Origin of the sequence: Epilithonimonas zeae, from assembly GCF_900141765.1 — a bacterium.
In the GTDB taxonomy this organism is placed as follows: Bacteria; Bacteroidota; Bacteroidia; order Flavobacteriales; family Weeksellaceae; genus Epilithonimonas; species Epilithonimonas zeae.
Window position 1 is genome coordinate 662,561 of record NZ_FSRK01000002.1, and the last position, 23,616, is coordinate 686,176.

The 23,616-nt window shown below is 34.7% G+C and carries 26 protein-coding genes; 2 read left to right on the forward strand and 24 right to left on the reverse strand.

The genetic code is table 11. The features are described from left to right. Positions 1-137 precede the first annotated feature (137 nt). Entirely contained in the window at positions 138-1,679 is a 1,542-nt protein-coding gene (locus BUR19_RS14820; RefSeq protein WP_074236218.1) for a phytoene desaturase family protein, read from the forward strand. Further along, positions 1,679-3,337 carry a C45 family autoproteolytic acyltransferase/hydolase gene (locus tag BUR19_RS14825; RefSeq protein WP_074236219.1) on the forward strand — a complete coding sequence of 553 codons (1,659 nt, stop codon included), beginning with the start codon at positions 1,679-1,681 and terminating at the stop codon, positions 3,335-3,337. The genes BUR19_RS14820 and BUR19_RS14825 overlap by 1 nt, the downstream gene beginning before the upstream one ends. On the opposite strand, the gene BUR19_RS14830 is transcribed toward BUR19_RS14825, so the two are convergent. The 24 genes from BUR19_RS14830 to BUR19_RS14950 form a co-directional block, all read right to left on the reverse strand. Beyond that, a complete protein-coding gene (locus BUR19_RS14830) occupies positions 3,334-4,506 on the reverse strand; it encodes a DUF2062 domain-containing protein (RefSeq protein ID WP_074236220.1) in 1,173 nt (390 codons plus the stop codon). The genes BUR19_RS14825 and BUR19_RS14830 overlap by 4 nt on opposite strands. Before the next feature lie 4 nt (positions 4,507-4,510). After that, a complete protein-coding gene (locus BUR19_RS14835; protein ID WP_074236221.1) occupies positions 4,511-4,993 on the reverse strand; it encodes a hypothetical protein in 483 nt (160 codons plus the stop codon). 2 nt (positions 4,994-4,995) lie between these two features. After that, positions 4,996-5,367: a 3-hydroxyacyl-ACP dehydratase gene (locus BUR19_RS14840; RefSeq protein ID WP_074236222.1), complete on the reverse strand. Its 372-nt coding sequence runs from the start codon at positions 5,365-5,367 to the stop codon at positions 4,996-4,998. Between the two features lie 2 nt (positions 5,368-5,369). Then, complete coding sequence (locus tag BUR19_RS14845; RefSeq protein ID WP_074236223.1) at positions 5,370-6,005, reverse strand: hypothetical protein; 636 nt, start codon at positions 6,003-6,005, stop codon at positions 5,370-5,372. After that, positions 5,971-6,597, reverse strand: coding sequence for a LolA family protein (locus BUR19_RS14850; RefSeq protein ID WP_074236224.1), 627 nt, complete (start codon positions 6,595-6,597; stop codon positions 5,971-5,973). The genes BUR19_RS14845 and BUR19_RS14850 overlap by 35 nt, the downstream gene beginning before the upstream one ends. Continuing rightward, positions 6,590-7,345, reverse strand: coding sequence for a polysaccharide deacetylase family protein (locus BUR19_RS14855; protein WP_074236225.1), 756 nt, complete (start codon positions 7,343-7,345; stop codon positions 6,590-6,592). The genes BUR19_RS14850 and BUR19_RS14855 overlap by 8 nt, the downstream gene beginning before the upstream one ends. A gap of 16 nt (positions 7,346-7,361) precedes the next feature. Further along, positions 7,362-8,423, reverse strand: a complete 1,062-nt coding sequence (locus tag BUR19_RS14860) for a beta-ketoacyl synthase N-terminal-like domain-containing protein (protein ID WP_074236512.1) — start codon at positions 8,421-8,423, stop codon at positions 7,362-7,364. After that, on the reverse strand, positions 8,420-9,619 hold the full coding sequence (locus BUR19_RS14865; protein ID WP_074236226.1) for a beta-ketoacyl-[acyl-carrier-protein] synthase family protein: 1,200 nt from the start codon (positions 9,617-9,619) through the stop codon (positions 8,420-8,422). Before BUR19_RS14865 ends, BUR19_RS14860 begins: the two co-directional genes overlap by 4 nt. An 80-nt stretch (positions 9,620-9,699) precedes the next feature. Beyond that, positions 9,700-9,957 (reverse strand): phosphopantetheine-binding protein, encoded by a 258-nt coding sequence (locus tag BUR19_RS14870; RefSeq protein ID WP_074236227.1) that lies wholly within the window; start codon positions 9,955-9,957, stop codon positions 9,700-9,702. Positions 9,958-10,018: 61 nt separating this feature from the next. Further along, positions 10,019-10,558: a 3-oxoacyl-ACP synthase gene (locus tag BUR19_RS14875; RefSeq protein ID WP_074236228.1), complete on the reverse strand. Its 540-nt coding sequence runs from the start codon at positions 10,556-10,558 to the stop codon at positions 10,019-10,021. A gap of 18 nt (positions 10,559-10,576) precedes the next feature. After that, positions 10,577-10,864, reverse strand: a complete 288-nt coding sequence (locus BUR19_RS14880) for a type II toxin-antitoxin system RelE/ParE family toxin (protein WP_074236229.1) — start codon at positions 10,862-10,864, stop codon at positions 10,577-10,579. Continuing rightward, a complete protein-coding gene (locus BUR19_RS14885) occupies positions 10,861-11,112 on the reverse strand; it encodes a hypothetical protein (protein WP_074236230.1) in 252 nt (83 codons plus the stop codon). Before BUR19_RS14885 ends, BUR19_RS14880 begins: the two co-directional genes overlap by 4 nt. Before the next feature lie 39 nt (positions 11,113-11,151). Further along, entirely contained in the window at positions 11,152-12,285 is a 1,134-nt protein-coding gene (locus BUR19_RS14890; RefSeq protein WP_074236231.1) for a beta-ketoacyl synthase N-terminal-like domain-containing protein, read from the reverse strand. Beyond that, complete coding sequence (locus BUR19_RS14895; RefSeq protein ID WP_074236232.1) at positions 12,282-12,701, reverse strand: acyl-CoA thioesterase; 420 nt, start codon at positions 12,699-12,701, stop codon at positions 12,282-12,284. The genes BUR19_RS14890 and BUR19_RS14895 overlap by 4 nt, the downstream gene beginning before the upstream one ends. Before the next feature lie 42 nt (positions 12,702-12,743). Beyond that, a complete protein-coding gene (locus BUR19_RS14900) occupies positions 12,744-13,511 on the reverse strand; it encodes an alpha/beta hydrolase (RefSeq protein WP_074236233.1) in 768 nt (255 codons plus the stop codon). 53 nt (positions 13,512-13,564) lie between these two features. Continuing rightward, positions 13,565-14,827 carry an ABC transporter permease gene (locus tag BUR19_RS14905; RefSeq protein ID WP_074236234.1) on the reverse strand — a complete coding sequence of 421 codons (1,263 nt, stop codon included), beginning with the start codon at positions 14,825-14,827 and terminating at the stop codon, positions 13,565-13,567. Continuing rightward, entirely contained in the window at positions 14,817-15,569 is a 753-nt protein-coding gene (locus BUR19_RS14910) for an ABC transporter ATP-binding protein (RefSeq protein WP_074236235.1), read from the reverse strand. The genes BUR19_RS14905 and BUR19_RS14910 overlap by 11 nt, the downstream gene beginning before the upstream one ends. A gap of 1 nt (position 15,570) precedes the next feature. Then, the gene (locus BUR19_RS14915; protein ID WP_074236236.1) at positions 15,571-16,566 is read right to left on the reverse strand and encodes a BtrH N-terminal domain-containing protein; all 996 of its coding nucleotides are present in this window, start codon (positions 16,564-16,566) and stop codon (positions 15,571-15,573) included. 2 nt (positions 16,567-16,568) lie between these two features. After that, positions 16,569-16,973, reverse strand: a complete 405-nt coding sequence (locus BUR19_RS14920) for a hypothetical protein (protein ID WP_074236237.1) — start codon at positions 16,971-16,973, stop codon at positions 16,569-16,571. Between the two features lie 2 nt (positions 16,974-16,975). After that, the gene (locus BUR19_RS14925) at positions 16,976-17,419 is read right to left on the reverse strand and encodes an ABC transporter permease (protein ID WP_074236238.1); all 444 of its coding nucleotides are present in this window, start codon (positions 17,417-17,419) and stop codon (positions 16,976-16,978) included. 6 nt (positions 17,420-17,425) lie between these two features. Continuing rightward, positions 17,426-17,857 carry a hypothetical protein gene (locus tag BUR19_RS14930; RefSeq protein ID WP_074236239.1) on the reverse strand — a complete coding sequence of 144 codons (432 nt, stop codon included), beginning with the start codon at positions 17,855-17,857 and terminating at the stop codon, positions 17,426-17,428. Then, positions 17,857-18,996, reverse strand: a complete 1,140-nt coding sequence (locus tag BUR19_RS14935) for a beta-ketoacyl-ACP synthase III (RefSeq protein ID WP_074236240.1) — start codon at positions 18,994-18,996, stop codon at positions 17,857-17,859. Before BUR19_RS14935 ends, BUR19_RS14930 begins: the two co-directional genes overlap by 1 nt. Before the next feature lie 3 nt (positions 18,997-18,999). After that, complete coding sequence (locus BUR19_RS19315; RefSeq protein WP_083600788.1) at positions 19,000-19,914, reverse strand: hypothetical protein; 915 nt, start codon at positions 19,912-19,914, stop codon at positions 19,000-19,002. A gap of 32 nt (positions 19,915-19,946) precedes the next feature. Continuing rightward, on the reverse strand, positions 19,947-23,612 hold the full coding sequence (locus tag BUR19_RS14950) for an MMPL family transporter (RefSeq protein WP_074236243.1): 3,666 nt from the start codon (positions 23,610-23,612) through the stop codon (positions 19,947-19,949). Positions 23,613-23,616: the final 4 nt, after the last annotated feature.

Here is a 23,616-nt window from a genome sequence, read left to right on the forward strand (position 1 = left end):
CGCCTTCCGCTCCCAATCTTTTTATTTTTTAGCAAAAAAACAAAAAGGATTTCCGCTCAAGTCGGGCTGCGAACGATTCAGTGTTTAAAGCTTATTTTATCTAACATCTAAAGTCCTACATCTCATTTCTAAAAAAATTGGAAAAAGAATACGACATATTGGTTATCGGAAGCGGTTTAGGAGGTCTTGTTTCGGCACTTGTTTTGGCGAAAGAAGGTCTTAAAGTATGCGTGTTGGAAAAGAACAATCAATACGGAGGCAATCTGCAGACTTTTTCCAGAGACAAACTCATTTTTGATACAGGTGTTCATTATTTAGGCGGATTGTCAGAAGGTCAAAACCTCAATCAATATTTCACTTATCTTGGAATCATGGACGGTTTGAATCTGAAAAAATTGGACGAAAATGGCTTTGATAAAATCACTTTTGATAATGATGAACTAGAATATCCACATTCTCAAGGTTACGATAATTTCGTGGAGCAGCTTTCCAAAATTTTTCCTGAAGAAAAAGAAAATATCATCAAGTATTGTGATGGAATTCAGGAGGTTTGTGCACAGTTTCCTCGTTACAGCCTTTACAGAAAAGAAAAGTATAGTGACGAAATTCTTTACACTAATGCTAAAGAATTTATAGACTCTGTCACCTCAAACGAAAAGTTAAGAGCTGTTTTAGCAGGGTCTAATTTTCTATATGCAGGAGTTGGCGAGAAAACGCCGTTGTATGTTCACGCACTCACGGTCAATTCTTACATCGAAAGTGCTTTCAAATGTATTAATGGAGGAAGTCAGATCACAAAATTATTAATCAGAGAACTCAGAAAACACGACGCTGAAGTTTACAAACATTCTGAAGTTTGTCAATTTATTTATAACGAAGAAAATCATCTGAAAGCTGTTGAAACCAAATGTGGCAAACAATTCTTCGCCAAACAATTCTTCGCCAAACAATTCATTTCCAATATCGACATTAGAAGAACAGTCGAGCTAATAGGAGAAGATAAGTTGAAGAAATCTTATCTCAACCGTGTCAATGATTTGGAACCGGTTGTATCTTGCTTTTCGGTTTATATCAAATTGAAAGAAAACTCATTACCTTATTTTAATTGCAACTTTTATAATTATTCTTCCATAGAAAAAGTATGGAGTGCCAGTTTTCCGGCACCCGAAAATTGGCCAGAATGGTATATGCTTTCCGCCACACGATCCAAACAAAATCCCGATTTTGCCGAAAGTCTTACTGCTCTTGCTTATATGAATTTTGATGAGGTTAAAGAATGGGAAAAAACACAAAATACCGTTGCTGAAAGTGAATATAGAGGTAAATCATACGAAGAATTTAAGAGTGAAAAAGCTAAAATTCTGATTCAGAAAATGGCTGAAAAGCATCCTTATATTTTAGATTCGATAGAAGAGATTTATACTTCAAGTCCATTATCATATCGTGATTACATCGGCTGTTACGAAGGCGGAATCTACGGTTATGTAAAAGATTCTCACAATCCGTTGAAAACCGTTTTCTCTGCCAAAACAAAAATCCCAAATCTTTTATTAACAGGACAAACCGTTAATATGCACGGCATTTTGGGCGTAACGATTGGCGCATTTGTAACTTGTTCTGAGATTATTGGGAAAGAAGTTTTGGATGAACGTTTGATGCAAGTTTTAAATAAGAATTGATGAAAAAAGCATTACTATATTTTTTATTAATTCTGAATCTCACTTCCTGTGGAATTTCCAAATCTGTTCGTCACGTTCCAGATATTAAACAATATTCTCTTGAAATTCCAAAGGTTAACAAAATCAACGATTCAACTTTTAGCTTCAATCAAAATTACTTAACAAAAAATAAACAACAGCTTTGGGAGCTTTACATCAAAGGGAATCCTTTGCAGTTAGGTTACAATAATGGTGCATTGACGCAAGATCTGATGCAGAAACAGGAAGACATCTTCTTTTCCAAGGTTGAAGGTTTTGTGCCATCAAAGTTCAAACAAAAATTATTACGAAGTTTTCTAAAATGGTATAATCGTAAAATGTATTTGAATGTTCGAGATGATTTCCAAGCTGAATTATACGGATTATCTCAGTATTCATCAGGTAAATATGATTTCATCGCTCCCAAATTCTTGAGAAATATGTATCTGCACGGTGCGCACGATATCGGTCACGCAATGCAGGATTTGATGATGGTTGGCTGTTCTTCTCTTGCCGTTTGGAATGAAAACTCAATAGATGGCGATCTGTTGATTGGGCGGAACTTTGATTTCTATGTCGGCGACGATTTTGCCAAGAATAAATTAATCGAATTTGTAGAACCTGAAGACGGTATTCCTTATATGTCTATCAGTTGGCCAGGAATGATTGGCGTTGTTTCCGGGATGAATAAAGAAGGAATTACAGTGACAATCAATGCTGGAAAATCTAAAATTCCATTGACGGCGAAAACACCGATTTCTCTAGTGACAAGAGAAATTCTTCAATATGCAAAAAATATTGATGGAGCCATTGCAATTGCAAAAAAGAGGAAGGTATTTGTCTCGGAATCTATTTTAGTCGGAAGCGCAAATGATAAAAATGCGATAATTATAGAAGTTTCTCCTGATAATTTTGGTGTTTATAAAGTTGAAAATTCAAGTAAGATTTTTTGTACTAATCATTTTCAGTCCGACGCTTATAAAGATGACAAGCGAAATCAAAAGCATATATTAGAAAGTCATTCGGAATACCGCTATGAAAAATTACAGAAACTTCTGCAGGAAAATCAAAAGCTTAATCCTGAAAAAATGGCTGCGATTTTAAGAGATAAATCGGGTCTTAAAGGAGAGAAAATTGGTTATGGAAATGAGAAAGCACTTAATCAGCTTTTATCGCATCACGCTGTAATTTTTTCGCCTCAGAAAAAATTGGTTTGGGTTTCTTCAAATCCTTATCAGTTAGGAGAATTTGTCTGTTATGATTTGAATGAAATATTTACTGATAAACGTTTGCAAAATGGAAAATTTGCCAAGTCAGAACTGAATATCGCAAAAGATCCTTTTGTCGATTCTCAGGAATTTGAAAATTATGAGATTTATAAATTAATGCAATCAGAGATTATTTCAGCAATTGAAAAAGATGATGTTTTGTTGAGTGAAGATTTTACTAAAGAATACCAATCTTTGAATCCTGACTTTTGGTTGGGTTATTATTTGGGCGGAAAATATTATTTCAAACAAAAAGAATATTCTAAAGCCAAAACTGAATTTGAAAAAGCTTTAACAAAGGAAATTACAACAATTTCAGACAAGCAAAATGTAGAGAAATACTTGAAGAAAACCTTAAAGAAATTAAATTAAGGTTTGTCCGGATTCACTTTATTCAAGAAAAAATAAAATCCCAATCCGAAAATTGTGGCAACAGTAGTCGCAAGAATAAAACTCCCAATTACATATTGCAGCAGATTGTTTTTTACCAATTCAAAATCTAAATCGTGATTCAGAAAATCGCTTTCTCCACTCACAAACGGCGCTCCAATGAATAAAGAAGCCGCAATAATGAATGGAATGAATGGCGGCAAACTGATATTTGAAAATACAAAAGCCAATACTTTATTCAGTTTAAAAACGACTGCTAAAGAAATGACAATCAACGTCTGAAATCCCCAAAAAGGAGACAAACCAATGAAGGTTCCAAGCGCAATGGAAAATGCTTTGATTCGGTTGCTGCCGTCGCTTTCCAGAACATCTTCTTTTATGAATTTTCTAAGGCTTTTTTTTTTGAAATTCCTGAAAAAATTTCTCGGAATAATGTAGAAAATGGTAATGAAAACCAAAATGGTGTTCAGAATACTGATTCTTGTAAAGTCCCGAAATGGTCGGAAATGCGAGACTCTTTCCGCAGGATCATAAAGTACTTTTACAGGAACATTCTTTACAGGAACGTGCTTCCAAGCTGTTCTCACGATGATTTCAATTTCGAACTCAAATTTGGGTGTGAAATATTTTTTCGGAATCTTTTTTAAAGGATAAAGTCGGTAACCGGATTGTGTATCTTGTAACTTAATTCCTGTCTCAAACCAAAACCAAAAGTTGGAAAAATTATTGCCGAAACTGCTTTTTCTGGGAATTCCGTCCTGAGACATATTCCGGTTTCCAATCAGAAGAACATCTTCTTTTTCGCTAAGCAAAGCTTCTACAAAAACAGGAATATCATCAGGATAATGCTGACCGTCCGAATCAATGGTTATCGCATAATGATAACCCAATTCCTGAGCTTTTCTGAAACCGATTTTCAAACCGTTTCCTTTCCCTTTGTTTTCAGGTAAAGAAACAACTGTGATTTGAGAATAATTTTTAAGGATTTCCGAAGTAGAATCCGTCGAACCATCATTGACTACAATAATATTTCCAGTGTAATCCAAAACACCGTCAATCACTCTCTTCAGAGTCTTTTCGTTATTGTAAGTCGGTATTAAAACACATATTTTCTTTTCAGAAATGGCGTTTTGCACTTCGGAGATGGTCATTGTTTTATTTTAAGGTCGCTTTTTCTGCAGCCGTCATTGTTTTGGATTGTGCAGCAAATTTTTTGATATAGCTTTTCAGTGCAGCATTTTGCTTGCTGTAATTGCTGAGGACGAATTCTTTATCTTCCTTCAAGTTCTTATGATAACCTACAATTTTAGGCACATTTTCCTGAACACTTAATCTTATTAATCTTAATTCTGTATTGTTAGGATTACTTTTTATTAGGCTTTCCAGACTAGTTGCTCCGGTTTTTACTAGCGATTTTCTTTTGCCCTCTGTAGACACTTTAGCCTCCAAAACTTTTGCCGCTGCTTTGTAACCGGAAATCACAGGATCAGAAGATGTTTTTTTGTCAGCAATTTCTATGAAATTTTTAGCATTTTCTTTGGATTGATTGGCGACGGCGTAACTGTCTCTCAAAGCTTCCAAATCCGAAGATTGAAAGAACATCACGAAAGCTGCCAGTAAGGATAACATCAGTTTCATAACTATATTTTTTTATAGGTAACTGACAATTTCAATGCAATAGTTTCGCCAAAAGTGGTGGTGTTTTTTACTTTTATTTCGTCTTCGTTCTCGTTGATGTCCAATTCTAAAACCAAATCCGGCGTTTCAAATGGATTGATGATCGCCATAAACTTCACGTTAGAAGCCGATTTCAGGAACAGTTTAGAATTGGTAAATTCTTCTGTCAAATCTTTCACAATCTGCATCATACAAACACCTGGAGTAACTGGATTTCCCGGGAAATGGCCATTGAAAATTTTGTGATCTTTGTTTAAAGTAATATTAGCCGTAAAACCTTTTTCAGTTTTTTCGTGAGAGGTAACAGCATAAAAATCATTAAGAATGCTCTGCATAATTATTCGGTATCCGTGATTTGAAATAGTTTGATGTTGATGTTAAAATCTTTGTGTTGTAAATCAATACTATCTGCGAAGATATGTTTTTTCGCATCAAAAGTAAAATCGATTTTTTCCTTGTTGTTCTTTGTGTAAATCACTTTTTTCAATAGAGAATTATCCTTGTTATAGAATAAATAATAAGATTGATCCTCGATTTTGGAAAGATAAATTTTAGAATTATCGTCTTCAAAACTTTCTGTGACCTGGTATTCTCTTTTTAGCAATCGTTGAAAATCATTTTTTAAGAAATTAATCACCAATTTTTTATCCAGATCAGGAAGAACATAATTGAGTTTAAAATCATTATCAGAAATCTCAAAATCAATTAGCTTGTTTCCAAAATCTGATGTTATTACAACGCGATGTGTTGTTTGGCCAATCTTCTTAATGATTAAAATTCCGCTAACGTGATTGTTATAAATATCCATTTGACATTTATAAACATAATCTTCATTAGATGAAAAATAAAGATTTTCAACCGTTGTTTCAGAATTAGAAATAGATTTTACGCCTGTCAGTTTATAGGTTTTGCACGAGCCAAAAAATAAAAATATCAGACTATAAAGAAAACTCTGAAGCAGAAATCGGCGCATTGATTTTTGTGTTTTTGAAAACAATATTCGTAGTATCTCCCGATGCTTCCGTCATATTAACCTGAGAAACCGTCGATTCGTTTTTCGGGAATTGCAGTTCAATTTGCTTGATATATTTCAGTAATTGAGCAGACTTTGGAGTGAATTTAGCGATGTTGAAATTCGCATTTTTGAAATAACTTACAGAAAATTCTGGGTCGTTGAACATTTGTCCGTTTGAACTTCCTACAATCAGTTTATTAATTTTTTCAAAGGTTTTGCTTTTCGCATCAACAGACGATTTTTTCCCTTGGTCATTGATAAATATTTTATTGTCCTTAAAAATAATGCTGTATTGATAAGGTTTTGTGTATTTCCAACTCAGTGAATTTGGAGATTTTAAAGACATTTTACCGTAAGTCACGATACTTTTGTCTAAGAAATCCATTTTTTTGGTTTGAGTAAAATCACTTTGTAATGTCTTTATATTTCTGGTTTCGGAAGAAACTTTTGAAACGAATGCTTTTGATTCTGCTGCGGACATTGTTGTATTTTGCCCAAAAAAGAAACCTGAAATCAATAAAAATGTGCCTAAAGCTATATTCTTAATCATTATTTTTAGAATTATTCATTGAATCAATTGTGAAGGTCGAATACTTTTCACGTCCCAAAAATAGCAATAAATCTACCAAAACGTTGTAGGTTTTCTCCGAAGTGTCGTGAAGCAGAATAATGCTTCCTTTATTGAGATTTTTCGTAATCCTGTTATAGATTTTCTTTTCGTCGTCAATCACCGTATCAAGAGAACGGACATTCCAGCCAATACTTTTTTTCTGAGTTTTATTGATCGCTTTTGCAATATTCGGATTGGTGACTCCGAAAGGCGGACGATAAAAATTAGTTTTAATATTCCCGATTTTAGCAATTACTTCATCACATTTTTCAATTTCCTCAATCATTTTTGAACTCGATAAAAATCCGGTGTTATTGGAATGAGAATAAGTATGATTTCCGATTGTGTGACCTTCAGCAATAATTCTTCGAAATGTTTCGGGATATTTTTCAATCTGTTTTCCGATGCAGAAGAAAGTTGCCTGTATGTTTTTTTCTTTTAATAAATCTAAAAATTTCGTCGTCAATTCCGTAGGTCCATCATCAAAGGTCAAAGCCACTTCTTTGATTTTTGTTTTTTTCTGAGTAATAGAATTAATGAAATATTTTAATTGAATATCAAAAGAACCCCAAACAACAATGGCTGAGAAAAAGAAGAAACACGCAACATACATCCAGAAACTTGCCTGAAACATATAAATTATAAAGTTCCAGAAAATATAAACCAGGATGAATGAATAATGCTTCATCTATTATTTGGTTGAATTAAGCTTTTTCCAGCAGAACCAAACTATGATCATTTCCACCAAGATGATTGTAAAGAAGAATGTTTTTAATTTCTGAATTATTTACAGAATTAATTCTCATCACTTCCGGAATCTCTTGTTTTTTCAAAATATGACAAGCCATAAACGTCGAGAATCCACTTGCTGTATTGAATTCTCCACTCAAATGTTTGAAATATAGCTGTGATGAATTTTGGAATAATTCGGAAGCATTTTTGTAATAACTATCAGATTCAGAATCTCCGCTAAAACCTAAAATCATAGCATCAATATCATTCGTCGTTAAATTGTTTTTAACTAAAAAATCTTCAATAAATTTTTCAGTTTCATCTAAATCTAATTTGTTAACGATTTGAATATCTTTTAGCTGAGCATAAGAATCTTCAGTTTTGTCTTTTCCTAGAACAAAAAAGCTCGAACCTTCACCCCAAATCACACCTTCTGTCGTCGAATTCAAATAATCAACCGGAAGATTTTCTTCTTTTTTAATGGTTTTGTTTAATTTGTACAATTCCATCGTTCTGTCGGTTTGCTCGTCTGTAGAACCAACCAGGATATTTTCCGCTTCGTCATCATTAATTTGAAGTTTCGCATCTAACATCGAAAATTCCAAAGACGAAGATGTATTCACATAAGTGAAATTATAAGCGTGACATCGCAATCCTAAAGCGATTTGACCAGAAACGGTATTGTGGGTGGATTGAATAAAGAATGTAGGTGTTAAAAATTCCTCGTTATTTTCGAGCACATTTTTTAAAAATCTCTCGGAATCCTGAGAACATCCCATTCCTGTTCCTACAATAATCGCATCCGGATTTTCGATTCCTGCTTCTTTCAAAGCATAATTTGATGCCACAGAACTCATTTTTACAGTTTTGGACATTCTCCTAATCATCGCAGGCGGAATGAATTCTTTGTAATTGGGCTGAATTACTTTTAAAACCTGAGAAGAATTTTGAGGTTGTAAATTGTCGAAGAAATTATCATTTAAAGTGTCCTGAACCGAGATGCAGGCTGCACTGTTGATGTAAACTGCACTCACGATTTTGAAAATATTAAGGTTGAGCAATTGCCTCCAAAACCAAATGAATTTGAAAGAACGTGATTGATATTTTTTTCTTTCAGCTCAGTTACAGGAGTCAAATCAAATTCTTCCATTTTAGTTTTAAAATTCAGATTCGGAAAAATCAAATTATTTTGAATCGCCAGTAAAGAATAAATCGCTTCAATTCCCGCCGCTGCAGCCAAAGTATGACCAGTAAACGCCTTCGTAGAACTGAATTCCGGAACCTGATCTCTTCCAAAAATCCGAATCATCGCAATGCCTTCAGATAAATCATTATTTGGTGTTGCTGTTCCGTGAACGTTGATATAATCAATATTTTCTTTCTCTAGACGAGAAACTTTCAAAGCTTTTTCCATCGCTAGATAAGCACCTTGCCCGTTTTCCGAAGAAGCAGTTTGATGATGCGCATCATTAGCATTTCCATAACCTGAAAGATAACCGAGCACTTTTTTGTTTTCTTTTTTTACGACCTCGTCAGATTCCAAAACCAAGAAAGCAGCAGCTTCGCCTAGATTTAGTCCTTTTCTGTCATTATCAAAAGGCGTGTTGTAAGAATCGGTCAAAATCATCAAGGTATTGAAACCATTCAAAGTGAATTTTGAAAGAGAATCAGTTCCGCCGACAATCACACGATCCAAAACTCCGTTTTTAATCAATTTTGCTCCCATCATAATCGCATTCGCTGCAGAGGAACAGGCTGTACTAATAGTTGAAACCATACCTTTCAAACCCAAATAATCAGCAATCAGCAAAGATGAATTTCCGGCATCGTGTGCGTCAATATATTTTTGCTTTTCAGGAAAGTCTTCGTAAGAGTAGAAATATTTTTCGGTAACGTCCATTCCTGCAACGCTTGTTGAGGAAATGAATCCAGTTTTATACTCATTAATGTCGGAAATTCCGGCACTTTCTACAGCTTCTTTAGCGGCAACCATTCCTAATAAAGAAGTTCTTGTCGCATTATTATCCTCATTTAACTGAAGTTTTTGCACCAATTCTTCATTAGATAATTTGATTTCACCGGTTTTTATTTTTCCAGAATGACGTGTTTCAAACAAGCTAATTTCTGAAATTCCGTGCTTTCCGGTTTTTAGTGACCTCAAATTTTCCTCCACATTGTTTCCAATCGCAGAGATGATGCCCATTCCTGTTATGGCAATTTTTTGACCCATTTTCTACAAAATGTAACATTGTACCAATATAACAGTTTACCAATTGCTAGACTGCTACATTGATACATTAGTATATTAATTTATTTTGTACGATTTTCTTCAATGAATTTCGCCATTACTTCGATAGATTGGAAGATTTCTTTCCCTTTTTTCGGGTCAGATAATTTGATTCCGTATTCCTTTTCAAGAAGAACGATTAATTCCAAAGCGTCGATTGAATCTAATCCAAGACCACCTCCGAAAAGAGGATCGTTGTCTTTGATGTCTTCTACAGCAACATCTTCCAGGTTAAGAACATCTACGATTTTGTTTTTTAATTCTAATTTTAAGTCGCTCATAATTTTTTATTTGTCAGTGTATAATTCTTGTCAAATACACTTTATATTATAGTTTAATTATTTACTTGTTTAGCAAATATACGAAAGCATTATAATTTTCCTGATATAGTTCTACCCAGCCACATAATACTTTGTTGGCCTTTCCCGACTGCAAAATCTGTTCCGAGTAGTTGTTTAAAAATTCTTCATCAAATTCATCCAGAACGAAAAATGCGTTTTCAGTCTGCATTTTATGTTTAATACTGATTTCACCCACGCAAATATTCGGTAATGTGTAAACGAAAACAGCGGGACTCGGGAAATAATTTTCCTGAGAATTGATGCTTTCCTGATATTTAAAATCGGTGTCGAGGCTTGAGGATCTGTTGGCGAAAACCAAAGCTGTTTTGCTATGGTTTTCGTTTTTTAGAATCATTTCGGAAGCTAAAAAAGCCAATTTACTCAAGTTATCCATCTTATGAAATTTTGGATAATTCAGTTCCAAACTTTTATAGGCTTCTTTCGCGAAATCTGAGAAATTTTCGGTTTCGGATTCAAAAATAATTTTTTCGTTGACGATTATTTTTGAGTTTTCTATGGTGCAAATATCTGTCTTCTTCATTGAGGGTTTTCAAAAAGTTTAAGGCTTTTTTGTTGGGTTTTGATGAGTATTGAAAACAGCGAAGACAATAATTTCATTTCCTACAATTTCATAAATGATAATAAAAGGGAATTTTTGGATGTAAGCTTCACGCAAATTTCCATTTTTCAAAGGATAGTGAAGTGGATTATTTTGAATTCTAGAAAAATACGCTTCAACCTTTTTTGTGAATTTTTCTCCCAGTCCAATTTGTCGGCTTTCGTACCATAGTGCTGATTCAAGCAAATCTACTTCAGCATTTGGAGATAATGAAAGATTATATTTCATAGTTTTTCCATCAGTCTTGCTTTCACTTCTTCCCACGAAGAAGTCTTTAGCTCGCCTTTCAAATATTTTTTGCGTTCTTCTTCGATTCGCTCATAGACATAATCCGGAACTTGCGGATATTCGGACGGCTCCAATTCTTCCTCTTCCTCTTCTGCATCAATTATTGCATTGAAAATACGCAGAATACGTTCATCTGCGTCATCAATATAATCGTGAATTCTTTGTCTGATTTCTAAAGTAGATTCCATTTCCTAAAACTTTAATTCTATCAAAATTACAATTTTTTTTTATGCTTTTTCCAAAACAATTGCCGCATTACAACCTCCAAAACCTGAAGCCGTTTTCAGAATATATTTAATTTCTGCAGACTGATTTTCCTTTATAATATTCAAATCCTCAGAAACACCCATTTCTTTAAAATTTTTGGATGGGATTAAAATACTATTCAAAGCAGATTCCAGTGAAATAATGCTTTCCAAAAGTCCTGAAGCTCCCAAACAATGTCCGTAATAACCTTTCATACTGTTCAACGGAACATTTTGCAAATCCATTCGGTTGAAGGCGATGGCTTCCATTTCGTCGTTGTAAAGCGTTGCCGTTCCGTGAGCCGAAATAAAATCGATTTGTTCCGCTGAAACTTTTGCTTCTTTCATTGCATTTTGAACGCTGGCAAACAATCCATCGCCGGTTCTCGATGGTCCGGAAATGTGATTGGCGTCGTTAATCGCTGAGTCGCCTAGAACTTTAAACTTGAATTTTTCGTCTTCTGATGGAGTGGAAGTTATATATACTGCAGCCGTCGCTTCACCCAGATTAATTCCGTTACGGTTTTTGTCGTACGGTTTGCAAGGTTCGCTTCCAATTGCCTGAAAAGAATTGAAACCCGAAATCACAAATTCAGAAATCTCATCTCCGGCAACCACAAAAGCATCTTTATATTTTCCTGCCTGAATCATATTTTTTGCCACAGAAATCACCATAACACCAGAAACACAGGCGTTTGAAACGACAATCGGTTTGGTTTTAAATCCAAAAAAATCTGCGAGTTTCTGAGCTAAGTTTGAAAGGTAAACACCTTCCGGTAAAGTGCTTTCGTTTTTTAATAAACTGATGTTTCCTTTTGTTGTTGACAAAATAAAAGCCGTTTCATCTGAAATCTGATGTCTTTCCACCAAAGGTTTCAGACTTAATAAAAACATTTTTTCAAGTCTTGTGAAATTCTGATTATCAAAGAGTTTATTAAATTCCTCTTCCAATTTTTCAGAATCAATTTTAGAAATAAAGAAAGCTTCGTGATTATCAATGATTCTATGCAAAGCAACACCGGATTTTCCTTCCACAAGCGCTTTCCAGTTTGATTCCACATCAAAACCCAAAGGCGTGACGCAGTTATAATCTGTAATGTAAATTTCCTTCATCATAATTCCATTTTATCTTTCCAGGTTTGAAAAAACTCGGGATTGTACAGACATAAATTATTCTCAGAATCCAGAAAAACCTGAATGGTTTCTCCGCTGCAAACCAATTGATTGTTTTGGTTGAAAATCTCGTATTTATAAATCAGTTTCGCTGAAACAGAATTCACGAAAGTCGTTACAATATTGAATGTTTCGCCATATTTTAAAGGAAGAAAATGTTCGCACGTACTTTTCACAATTGGCGTGGTAAATCCTGCTTTTTGAATATCGAGGTAGGTCAAGCCGTGTTGCCTTCCGAAAGCTTCTCTTCCGTCCTCAAAATACATGATGTAGTGACCGTGCCACACGATTCCTAACGGATCGGTTTCGTTGAAACGTATACGTACTTCTTCGGTACAGGTTAAATTTTTAGACTGCATTTTTCTTTCGGTTTTTACTGTAAATTAAGAATAATAAAAACATTATTTTTTTAAATATTCTAAAATTTTTGTCTTTAAATATTCTCTTTCAGTTTCGTTTGCATCATTGTCCATACTGCTGTGGTTTATGTCAGTAAATTGGACAATTATATTATATTTTTTCAACTCTTCTTTGGTTGGCAAAACATTTTCGTCGGCTGGATAATCTTTCGAACGTAAAGTAAATATTTTGGGCTTAAAAGTTCTTGGAAATTCCATTCGTCTATTATCCATTGAAATTATTTTATTTGCAAGATTCGGATATTTGTGAGCAAATAAAACCGTCATATCTCCACCATTTGAATGCCCAATTAATGATAGTTCATTATATTTTAATTGCGGATAATCTTGCTTGATTTTTTGTAAAACATAAAATATATTTTGAGAACCTCTTTCCCAATTTGGCCTTCGAGTTTCTTGAAGTTTACCGGTCATCGCTAAAAGTTCGTCTGTTTTCAACTCGTGTTGAATGCTAACAACAAAATAACCTTTTGAAGCTAAAAACTCTGTCAAATAGGTATAAGCTTGCAAATAATCACTTCCATTATTTTCTCCGTAACCGTGACTGAAAAAGATGGGGATTTTATTTGCTTGTTTTATGTCTTTTGGTTGGTAAATCGCAATTGGAATTTTTCGGTTTCTGCTTTGGTCAAATAGAGATAAAGTATCAAGTTTAAATCCCAATTTTTCGTTTTCTGATGAAATTGCTTTTTTGTTGCTTGAGCATTGAATAAGTACAAAACTTAATATGATGATTAGAATATTCTTCATTTTTAATAGTGTTTAAATATGGGAGGAATCTTATTTAAATCAATCATTATAAGTTAAACACTGTTTTGTTTCCTTTCATAAAGTAAAGAAACAGTTACCATCGCAATATAAAATAAAAATAAGAAAATCAGTTCTTTGGCAATCTCGCCAATGCCGCTGTTTCTTAAAATAATATCGTAATAGGCATTCAGTCCCCAGTTCATCGGGGAGAACTGCGCAATTTTCTGCATAAATTCGGGCATCAGGAAAACAGGAACCCAAATTCCGCCAATCGCTGCCAAAACTACCACAGAAGTCGCTCCAAACGGCGCCGACTGTTCCTGAGTGTCGGATACGGTGCCGATTAAAACCCCAAAACCAATCGCTGCCAATCCTGCAAAAAGCGTGACAATCAGAAGATGGAACATTTTTCCGGTTACATCAAACTGAGGTAAGTCCATCAGCGGGAAAAGCCAGATTCCTACCGCAACCATCAGCAAAAACTGGATGACGCAAATAATCAGATACGTAAATGTTTTTCCTAAAATATGAATGTAATACGGGGTCGGACTCACACGAACTCTCACGCTCGTTCCCTGACTTTTTTCTTTAACTAAATTAATCGACAACGGTACCACAATAAAGAAAATCGCAAACAGCGCCCACGCAGGAACGTTGTGCTGAACGGAATTTGGCATTGCTTCTTCTTTGCCTTTGTTCGGTGTAATTTCTTTAAAGGTAATTAAGCTTTTATTTTCAAGGTCTTCCGTTGTTCCCAATTGGTCTTGGAAGGCTTTGTATATTTTTTTATTCTCGATTTCGAAAACCATTTTATTAATGGCATTCATTACCGAATTTTTAAAACCAGCATTCGTCGCAGGATCGAAATAAAGATGAATGTCTTTTGTTTTTGAAGCTATAACTTTAGTCGCAGTCGAATCTGTTTCTAAACCAAATGAACTTACTACGGTTTGAACTTTAGAATCAATATTTGAATTTAAATCTTTCGATAAATTTTCAGGAATGACGATGGCCATCTGATAATCTCCCGTGAATACTGCTTTTTCAGCTGCTTTTTCATTGTAATTCGTAACAAGTTCAAATGTTTTGCTGGTTTCCAGCTCTTTTTTGATGACTTTGGAAACTTCTGACTTATCGTTATCAATAAAAATAATCGGAATTTTGGAACCTTCCAGATTTTTGAATGTTGAATCCTGAATTAAAGTAATGGTAATAATCAACAGCAACGGCATCAGGAAAATAATCACAATTCCGCCCGAATCTCGCTTCAATAACTGAATTTCCTTGATGAAACTTCTCCACAATTTATACAACATCTCTCAATTCTTTTCCGGTTAATGAAATGAAAACATCCTCCAGGTTTTCCGCATTGGCAACTCTTTCCACCAATTCTTGAGGTGTTCCGGTTGCGTGGATTTTTCCGTGGTCGATGATGGCGATTTTTGTACAGAATTCCTCAGCCTCAGAAAGGTGATGCGAAGTGTAAATAATGCACGTTCCTTTTTTATTTAAATCTAAAAGATAATCGATGATGGCTTTTTTTGATTGAACATCTACGCCAACCGTCGGCTCATCCAGAAACAGAACTTTCGGGTTGTGAAGTGTTCCGGCAATTAGGTTGCAACGGCGTTTCATTCCACCAGAAAACTGGTCGACTTTTTTATTGGCAAATTTCGTTAAACCCATCAATTCTAAAGCTTCGTCGATTTCTTTGTGGAGATTTTTATGTTTTAAACCATACAGACTTCCGAAGAATAATAGGTTTTCTTTCGCCGTCAAAGTCGGGTAGAGCGCGTATTCCTGAGGTACAACGCCGATGATTTGTTTGATTTTTGAATTGTCTTTTTTTGGCGACAATCCGTTGATGGTAAAACTTCCTGAGGTTGGTTTAATCAAACCTGAAAGCATAGAAATCAGCGTGGTTTTCCCCGCTCCGTTGGGACCGAGAATTCCGTAGATTTCATTTTTATCGATGTTCAAAGAAATATCATTAACCGAAAAGTCTTCGGAGTTTTTGTATTTCTTGTAGAGGTTTTTAATTTCGATGATATTCTCCAAACTAGATCGCTTTTCTCAGTTTTTTATAAAAAGCCTCCTCCAAATCAGCAATGTGCAACATCGATTTTGAAAGCTGATTGTAAATATCGCTTTTCGAATTCCTGTTTTTATAAACTCTTGCAATATCCACTGCAAAATCTCTCCAAAGGTCACCGATGGCTGTAATTTCTTTAGATAATTCTTTCAACTCGTCATTTTTTAGAATCACAGCTGCTTCCTGTAAAAAAGCACCATAAATAAATCTGAATCCGCCACCACCGGTACCGATTTCCTCCTGCATTCTAATCAATTGTCCGAGATAATGATTGGTCACTTTCGTGCCTTTTTTTTCAGCCCATTTCGGGATGCTTTTTGCAACCCAACGCATTGCTTTTACGCCAATTAATGGAACCGGAGCCAGCATATTTTTGCAGGTATCTTTGATTCCTTTTTTGATGGCTTCTTCCAGATGTACATTTTCCGGAATGTGTGTAGGGAAATACATATGACCTTTCGGAGCGAGTGCGCCTTTAGCATAACGAACTTTTTCGAGTTCAGCTTCGGTTAAAGTTGTCGCAAAATCCATCACAGGGTCGCTGATCAGGAATTTACCATCTTCTTTTCCGTAAACCACAAGATTGTGTGCGTTGAAATGGAATTTATATTCTTCCGGAAAATAGGTAAGGTTGAAAACACCAACCTGTAAACCTGTTGGGATATTCTGTTCTAAATTTTTCTCCAAAGCTGCCTGTGCTTCTTTTGGATTTGAAAATTTTATTCTTTTGATTTTAATTCCAAGCCTTTTTGCAGCCTTGCTGAAAATAGCTCCCGGCATCGGACGATAACTGAAACCCGGTGCAAAATTAACTTTCAAAAAAGGAAGATATACGAAAAACAGACCAGAACCGATTCCGAAAATCATTGGTTCGCTGAGTTTCAAACCTCTGTTGAGAAGTAAATTGGATGCAACACCGTTTTCGCAGTGGGCTGTCTGGTGGTGTTCAAAGTTAATCTGCATAATTATTTACCGTCGAAGTTTTTTAATTCATCTACCGAAATTCCGAATGCGTCGGCATATTTTTTCAGGGTAGAGTCGCTGAGTTTTTTGAAAATTTTGGGTTTTGCGTGTCTTTTGACCGTCCATTGCCATTTGTCAACATAAGCTGAGAGAACCTGTAGATCCATTTTATTCAATTCCATAAAATAGATGATTGGACTTACTATTCCATTGGCAACATTCTGTTTAGCTTCTGCGATACGCTCGTAAATCAATTCCATTGATTCGTCCAACGCCGCTTTTTTCGCTTCCCAACCAATGCTTTGAGCAGTGGTGTAATTGTTATTTTCATCCGTCACATATAACATTTCGGTCATATTTGCGGACTGCAAATTACTTTCGTCTTGGGGAATATCCTGTTTTTTCATCGTTATTGTTTTACTTCTTGGATAAACAAATTAATTTCAGCTCTGATTAATATTTTATCATTAAGAAAAGTTTCGCAAAAAATGTTGCAGACGTTTTCAAATTGGGAGATTAATGATGCTTTTGAGATGATGATGTCGTCCACTTTTGGCAAAGCAAAAATTTCTATTTTTTTGATATTCGTAATGAAACCAATTACTTTTGTTTCAACATCCGGATTTTGAAAAAAACTTTGTCCGAGGATTGATGAACAAGTTTGAGCGAGATTTTCTATTAATCCAGCTTCTACAAATTCATTATCAGAAACAAAAATATTATCTTCAGTAATTTTAAAAGAAGTAGTGACTTTTTCTTCCGTCAATTCCAAAATATAATCCGTCATCAGCATTGGTTCACGATGGGGCAGGAAATTGTGGATGTTGATTAAGCTTTGATCTTTCAGTTCCATTTAAAATTATTTCACAACGGTTTTCATCTGCGATTTTGCAATCACATTATCATTAATTTTAGTAATAATTTCTACCAATGTTACGCCCATCATTTCATTAACAATAGTCACTTCTGATTTCAATACATCTCCGGTTTGAGGTAAATTTTCAGCTTCAAAAGATTTGATAGCACCGATGTAACCTGTTGGAGACTCTTTGCCTAAAAGAAAGTATTTGTAACCTGTATGTAAAGCCACACTCTGCGCCTGATGTTCAATCAAACCAGAAGCTTGAAAAGTATTTTCATTAACAAAAATATTGTCTTCTTTAATGACAAATTCGGAAATCAAATGATTTTCCGAATATTCCAAAAGTCCGCTTACCATTACAAAAGGAAACTTTTGCGGGATCAGACCTTCTATAAAGTCTTTGTCAGAATTTGGTAAAGTGCTTCCCATTAACAAACCGTCAATAATGCACAAGAATAAGCGAATCTTCCACTCTCCGGAACACAAAGAAGAATTTTTTCTCCTTTCTTCAGTTTGCCAGAATTCATCAGTTGTTCAACAGCAATGAAGATTGATCCAGCACCAATATTTCCAACCTCGGAAAGATTATAGAACCATTTTTCCCAAGGGAAATCCAAACCTACATTGGCAAATTCTTCCTTCAAACCGTCTTTGAAATAACCGGAAGAGATGTGCGCCAATACGTGATCTACAGATTCCGGATCCAGCTCGTGTTTGTCAAAAGATGCTCTCAAACTTTGCGCACCTTTTACAAGGATATATTGATCCAGAATTTTTGTGTCTTGCTTCAAAGCGAAAATCGATTGCTTCAACCACTCGTCAGAAGGATAATCTGCCCAGGATTTTAAGCTTCCGTCTTCCTGCTTTTCACATCCTGAGTACATACAAGCTTCGATCTCGTGAGCGTAAGAGTAGAAATCAATCCATTCGATTCTTAAAGACGTCTGGTTTTCTCTTGGTTTGTTTTCCAATAAGAATGCACCCGCACCGTCAGAAAGCATCCATCTCAAAAACTCTCTTTTGAAAGCGACGATTGGTCTTTCTTCCAATAGCTTCAGGTTTTCAGCTTCGTGATCAAATTTGTCCGCTGTCATCCAAGAAGAAAATCTCTCAGAACCTACGCAAACGGCATTGTTCTTAACACCAGCTTTTACGGATAGGAAACCGTAATTAAGTGCGTTCATTCCAGAGTTGCAAAGTCCCATAGAAGTGTTGATTTCTACAGATTTATTGATGTTCAACTCACCGTGAACCATTGATGCGTGAGATGGCTGGATTTGGTCTGCAGAAGTCGTCCCACAAGACAGGAGTTCCATATCTTCTTTTTTGAAATTCTCATCAAAAAGCCCGTTAATCGCACTAGCTGTAATCTGAGCATTGGTATGAGTGGGTTGTCCGTTTTTGTCAAGAGCATAATATCTGGTTTTGATTTGATTATTCCTCAAAATCAATGCTCTTGCTTTAGAAGGTGTGTTGTTTACCAAACCAAGATAGCTTTCCATATCGTCATTGGCTATCGGTTCGTTTGGTAGGTATGTAGAAGATTTGGTGATATAAACGTTACTCATTTTTTATTTTAAATTAATTCCTTGTAAATATTCTCTTTGTTTTTTTCTTTTAAACCACAATATTGGTGTCATAAGGATATGTGGGACCAAAACTATGGGCGAAATAATCCAGATCGCTGCCATCAAATATACCTTAAAGAATTTTATCAGCAAAGGACGCTTTTCTTTTTTCTTGATAATGAGATTGGACCATACGGTGAAAATTTTGTTCCCGACTTTCTCTACTCTTACCAAAAAAGGTCTTATTTCTACCGCTCCGTTTTTTACCAGCTCGGGCTGAAGATCCTTAAAGTTATTTTCGCGCAAATGCCCTTCAATAATCTTACCATACTTGACAGAACCAGAAATTTCTTCATCAGAAATTCCGGCTGCAGGTAAAATTCCAGATTTTTCTTTTTGGCCGGTTGTCAGCCAACGCAGGATTGTAAGAACGCTGGTATAATTGTCGTGTCTGTCAACCAACGCAATATTTCCAACTAATTGAGCTTTCAAATCACGCAGATAGACTTTTAGTTTTTCCTGAGAAAGCATCCACATATTTCTGGTTCCTGAGATAGTAACAACAGGAGTATCTTTCAAAATATTTTCTGCATAACCGCTTTTCAGAAATGAAATAATTGGAATAGAAGGTGTTAAATACCAAACCTGATATCCGAAAAGGATGAGATCAAATTTTTGATTCAGAACATCTTCTGGCGGAGGTAATATTTCACTTGGGATTTGCAGATAAGATTCTGGAAATGTATTGAAAAAAACATCACTTGGCCACGGAAAAGGGAAGTCCTTTTTGAGCTGGATGTTGTAATAAGTGACACTATATTCGTCTTTTTTTTCCTCAAAAGGCTGAGCTATATTCTTCACAATATCCTTCAGTTGTCCGGTTTGTGAATAGTATATGACAAGAATTTTTTTAGGCATTAAAAAAATGGTTTTATACAAAACTATGATATTTAGCCCTTATTCTCATTTTTTTTGTAAACTTTTATGGTGTTTGAGTCAAATATTAAAGAATAATTCTTGTTAGAAAACAATAACACTTTTGTTTTTAATAAAATAACAGTTTCCGGAAAATCAACAATTTTTGAGAGATCGAAGTGGTCATCAGAAATCAAAAGCACATCAATGTTTTTATTGACCTTAGAAATGTTGTTGATATAATTGATTTTTCTTGTCTTAACAACATAACTCTGTTCAGCAACTTCTCGTTTTTCTTCATTACTAACAAAGCTGAAAATCTTTCTACTTGCGTGATAAAGACTTAAAAGAACATCTTTTTGACCAAAGTCATCCGCAATGTGTAGAATCACTGCGTCTTTTGAAATGCGTTTGTCCAGTTCAAAATAAACCGATTTATTCGCTTCGAAATCTTGTTTGATTTCTTTTACAACGTGGTTTTCTTTATAAAGGAAACTCAAGAATAATTTTTTTCTGAAGTAATTTTCATCTTCCAATTCTGTTCTCAATTCTGAAAATTTTTCTCTGAACAATGCATTGATTTTCTTCGTTCTTTCAGAATAATTTTTCCCAAAACTCAAATCACTTTTATCGATTCTATCACCAACTTTGATTGTAATGGCGCCATCGTAAATAATGAAATCGCCTTTGGGAAGAACTTCGGAATTTCCGTGAATGTAAACTGGAACAATATCCAAATCAAATTGCTCTGCAAGATAAAATGCACCTTTGTGAAATCTTTTAACATCATTGTCGAAAGAGCGTTTCGCTTCAGGAAAAACCATCAAAGAATAGCCGTTTTTCACTTTTTCTTTCAGTTTTTCCATTCCATTTTCGATGCCTTGAGAAACAGGATAGAAGCCTAAAGCCTTCACGAGTTTCCCAAAAACCGGAGACTCGTAGACCCAATCATTAACAAGGTAAACGATTTTGTGAGTTGTCATCGCCATTGCCAATGTGTCAAGAAACGATGTGTGATTAGCAATAATAATAGAAGGTTTGCTAAAGTCTTCATTCGGATTTCTGATAACAGTTTTTTTAACAAAAGGGTTGGTGTATAAAACCGAAGCAAGAAACTTTGCAATGAATTTTTTAATGAAAATCAAAGTGTTGCCTTTTGCATTCTTCACAAAAATACTTCCGAAAACCGAAAATAAAAAGCCACCTAAGCCATAATATATGAACGATAAAACAGAGTGCAAAAACAGTCTTAAAGTAATTGGCGATAATCCTTTTTTCTGTCGATTAATAATTAAAAACCTGAACCAAAACGGATACAAAGTTGAGGTAATCACAATCACAGAAAACATTCCGATCAAAGCAACCAAAGCTAAAGAATGTAAAGCCGGATGTTTTGCGAAAATCAAAGAGCCGATGGATAAAATCGTCGTGAAAACTGCCAAAATAATAGAAATTCTGTACGTTGGAAGTTCATTTTTTCCGGTTGTATGTTCTTTCTGCATCGCTTTGGTTAAGAAAATACTGAAATCGTCACCAACTCCAAAAACCAAAGTACAGACAACGGTGCTGAAAATATTTAATTCCAAACCAAGAAAATACAATATTCCCGCCGTCACAACTCCCGTTAAAACAATTGGGAACATTGTGAGAAGCGATAATTCGAAATTTCTGAAGAAAACGATAATTGTTAAGACAATTGCTAAAAGAGAATAATTAATCAACGTATTGAAATCATTTTTCAGCAAACCTAAAAAGTTCTCATTCATCTGTTGACGGTCGATTGCCAAAGCTTCGTGACTTTTTTCGACATCTTTTATGAAAGCATCTCTTTTCTTTTCATCCACTTTTACCACATTCGAAACGGTATAAAAACCATTTTCATTGCTCAGAAATTCAGAAATTTGTAGTGCTTTTATTTTTTCGTAGTCTTTTAAACTTAAAGTGGAATAGGGTTTATTTAAATTTTCATTAAACTGATCAAATGCAGAAGAATTAAAACCAAATTTATTTCCGTTTTGAACCAATTCAGAAATTGTTTGATCTTTTTTGTCTTGATTCCAAAACTGATTCCATTTTTCAACCTTTTTTTGCTGATCTTCTTTCGATAATACAACATTTCCAATTGAATTGTAGCTTAAAATTTTACCTTCTTTTTTTTCTTTTTCTAAAAACTGACTCAATTGGGAGTTTCTTTCTAAAGCTTCATTTTCAGAATTTCCATAAGAAATCGTATAAATGGATTTCGAAGTGATGTCTGATAACTTTTCAAGCTTGGCTTCACTGATTTTTAAATCTTTCGGAATGTAATTTAAATCGCCAATATCTTCATTAAAACCAACGTGGCGAAACCCAAAAAGACACGCAATAATCATAATTGAACAGACAATAATCAAAGGTTTGTTCTTTTCGTAAGGGTAATTACCAATTTTATCGATGAAGTTCGTGCTTACTTTATCTGATTTTTCTTTCGGATGATACAATTGCGGAACAATAATTAAAGCAGCAAACGAAGAAAGGAAAACAGTAATTGCAGCAAAAAGCCCGAGATCTTTCAATGCTTCAGAACGAACGAAAACCAAACATAAAAATGAAACGGCAGTCGTTGCGCTACTCAGAATGATTGGTTGCGTGATTTCTTTGTAAAGCTCTTCAATATTGTTGTTGTGTTTGTAATGCGTTAAAATATGGAGCGCATAATCAATTGTAATTCCGATGAGAATCGCACCAACACTTAATGAAATTGCCGAAATTTTATCTTTAATAAAGTATAAAATCATCAGTGAAATGAAAACGGCAAAAACAGTCGGTAAAAAAACAATGAGCGGCGTAAAGAAATTCCTGAAATAATACATTAGTAAAATCAACAAAACTGTCATCGAAATAATGACTGTATTCTGAATGTCTTTTTTGATCTGTTGAGCATTGGCAACCGCAATTACAGGCGAACCGAAATAACTGATTTCTGTTTTTCCTTTAAAACTTTTGTTGATGTCGTCTTTGATTTCATTTAAATTGTTGACGAAAACTTCGTTGTTTTTGGTGTCGTTGCTTTTGTTTTTCGGATCGATGAAAAGCAGAAGGTTTTTTCCGTCTTTGGTAACGATGTAATTGTCTTCGAGTTTAAAATCTTTGCTGATATTTAAAGCATTCAGTTTCTTGATTCCGAGAAAAGTAATTCCGAGCGGATCTTTTTTGATAAATTCTTTTGTAACTAAACTTGTCGGAGAAACTAGCGATACATAATTACTTTCAACCTGTCTTGCTATGCTGTCTTCATTGAGCTTTCTTTCAATTTCTTTATAATCGTTTTCATCCAAAAACAAAGGCAAATTCTGATTCACGAAATCAAAAGTCTCAGAAATTTCATTGTCATTTACTTTCCCCTGAACCGAACCGATGTATTTTTGTAAAGGTTCAATTTTATTTAAAAAAGTATCTGCAGTTTCTGAAAGTTGGAAATTGTCGTCTTTCGATTTGTTTTCGATGATGACAATGATTTTGTCTGAAAAATTGAGTTGTTTCAGAACTTTGGCCGTTAAATCAGACTTGTCATTTTTCGGAATAATCTGATTGATGTCTTCCTCAAAGTTAATTTTGGAAGCAAAAAATCCGCAAATGACAAGAATTCCCAAAGCTGCTGCAATGGAAATGAGTCGGTTTTTAGAGATAAAATAATATAACTGGATGAAAAAGCGATGCATTTCT